The following is a 2,659-nucleotide window of genomic DNA, read 5'->3' on the forward strand; positions in this document are numbered from 1 at the left end:
CGTCGCGCTCCTTTCGCGCGTGGGGTGTGTTGTTTTGGGGGCGCGCCGCGGCTCTCAAGCTCGTGGTGTTGCGGTCGCGGCCGGTGGACCCCCCCCCCCGCCACTTGGAGGAGCCCCCGGTCCCCGTGGAATCCCTCCGCGGGGACGTTCCCGCTCCCCTGGCCCGTCTGGTCGCCTCCCTGCTGGCCAAACCCCGCGAACTCCGCCCCGCCACGGCCGCCGAGGTGGCCGACGCCCTCCGGGCCGCGAGCGGGGAGGGCGGGGGCGGCGGGGCCGAGGGCCCGTCCGAGGGGGTGGCGCCCGGGGTACCCGCACCCGGCGGTCCGGACCGCGCGGGAGCCGGCCCCGACGGCCCCGACCACCGCGCCCCCGACCCGACCCCGATACGGATCCCGGTCGCGGAGGCGACACCGGACGCGGTCCCGGACGCCGCTCCCGGAGCCGGAGGCACCGCAGGTCCGGGTTCCGACCGCGGCCCCGACCCCGGCTCCGTCGCGTGGGCCGACGGCGGGCGGGCCGGCCCGGCCACCCTGGTGGCCCCGCCCACCGTCACCGGCACGACGGCCCGTCCGACGACCGGCCCGACGGCCGACGCTTCGGCCCACGCTTCGGTCCGCGCCGAGGTCCCGGAGGCACCCGAGGAGCGAGCCGGGGGCGCACCCGAGACGCGGGACCGGTCACCCCACGAGCTGCTCGACGAGGCGATGAAGGAGGCCCTCCGGACCGGCCGTGAGGAGGCTCCCCGGGCGGTGGCCACGCTCGCGCGGGGCGGATCCGTCGCCGCCCGCTTCGACCGCGAGCTGTCGGGCGCCCTGTTCGGCGCGGCCGAGTGGTACGCCTGGTCCACGGCGGCCGGGGACGGGACCACGGCCGCCGCGCTGCTGACCCTGCTGGCCGAGGGCGTCGCGGCGGCCGCCCCGGCCCGTGCCGGCCGGCTCCTGGCCCGTGCCGAGCAGGCCCTGTTCCCGGCACCCCCCGACGCCCGCGCCGTCGGCCTGGCCCGGATCGCCCGGGCCATGGCCCCCGTCTCCCCGGAACGGGCCGCGCTCCTCGCGGAGCGACACCCCCGGCCGCCGGAGCCCCACCCCTCCCCGGCGACCGACGACCGCGGGACCGACCCGGGAGGGGACACCGGAAGGAACACCGGGAGCGGTACCGCCACGGACACGGCCGGCACGCGCCCCGCCTCCACCGCCTCCACCCCCGCCGCCCGCGCGGCGGCACTCGTCGCGACGGCCGCGGAACTCTCGGCCCGCGACTCCGCCGGGGCCGTGCCGACCGAGCCCGACCCGGACCCCGGGCCCGACCTGCCGGAGGAGCTCACGAGGGTCCGGGTCCCCGCGGCCGAAACCCCCGGACCACCGCCCGGCGGCGCCGCCGGACCGGCGGGGGCACGGCGCTGGCAGGTCCCGGTGGTGCCGGACACGCTCGGTCCGGCCGGGGACCGGCTCGTCTGGTCGGACGGCGCGGAGACCGGAGCCGTGCGCGCGGACACCGGGCACCCGCTGTGGACGGCCCACGGCGACGCGGGTGTGGCGGCCCCCGCCCTCCCGGAGCCGGTGGACCTCCGCTCGGCCGTCGGACCGACCGGCACCGGCACGGTGGCCGTGGCGCTGGCCCCGGCGGGCCGGCCCCTGGTGCGGGTCCTGGTCCGGGAGGCCCGGGACGGCCGGGTCCGCTGGTGGCGGGACCTGCCCGGCGCCCCGTCCACGGTCCGCCCACCGCTGCGGGTGGCCGGGGACCTGGTCCTGTACGCCGGACACGAGGCCCTGAGCGCCCTGGACGCGGAGACCGGGGAGACGGTGTGGCGGCTCCCGGGGCCCTTCGACGCCTCGCTGGTGACCACCGTGCGGGAGGACTGCCTGGTCCTCGCCGACGCCGCCGGCCTGCGCGGACTGCGGCTCCCCGACGGCGCCCCCCTGTGGACCCGCACCAGGAACGAAGCCCCGCCCCGGACCGCCGCCGACCCGCCATCGGCCCTCCCGCTCCCGTCGGGCCCCGTGCACCTGGCGGACGGCACGGTGCTGCGCGCCCTGGACGCGGGCAGCGGCCGCACCCTGTGGCGGCACGCCGCCGGGCCACTCGCACCCCGCCTGGTGGTGCCCGGCACGGCCGGCCGCCGTTCGTCCCAGGGCCCGTGGGGCCCGGGCGGCCCGGTCTTCGCCGCGGCCCGCCTCCCCGCCGAGGGCGCCGACGCCGTCCTGGCCCTGGACGCGGACACCGGCGCACTGCTGTGGCAGCGGCGGTCGACCCGCCACGACGGCTCGCGCTGCGCCCTGGAACTCCTGGGCCTGCGCGGCGGTCTCCTGTACGTGAAGGCCACCCGGGGCGGCCGCGGCCGCCTCGGCCGCCCCCTCCCCCCCTTCGTGGAGGCCCTGGACCCGGCCACGGGAAAACCCCGCTTCCACTGGGCCCACCCCTCCCTCACCCCGGGCCCCACCACCCTCCTCGACACCCTGGCCGCCCTCCCCCTCCCGTCCCTGACGGCGATCACCCTCCCCTGACCGGCAAACTCAGCCCCGCCGGGGGGACACATCCCAGCCCCACCGGGGCAAACCCGGCCCCGCCGGGGGGACACATCTCAGCCCCGCCGGCGATTGAGGCGCGGGGGTCCGGGGGCGGAGCCCCCGAAACGGGGTCCGGGGCGGAGCCCCGGTAT

1 protein-coding gene is annotated in these 2,659 nt (G+C 80.4%); it reads left to right on the forward strand.

The window, feature by feature from the left end:
• Nucleotides 1–125: 125 nt before the first annotated feature.
• Nucleotides 126–2,504: an outer membrane protein assembly factor BamB family protein gene (locus ABTZ17_RS36610; protein ID WP_352200147.1), complete on the forward strand. Its 2,379-nt coding sequence runs from the start codon at nucleotides 126–128 to the stop codon at nucleotides 2,502–2,504.
• Nucleotides 2,505–2,659: the final 155 nt, after the last annotated feature.

It is taken from the genome of Streptomyces sp. NPDC097619 (genome assembly GCF_040302735.1).
GTDB lineage: Bacteria > Actinomycetota > Actinomycetes > Streptomycetales > Streptomycetaceae > Streptomyces.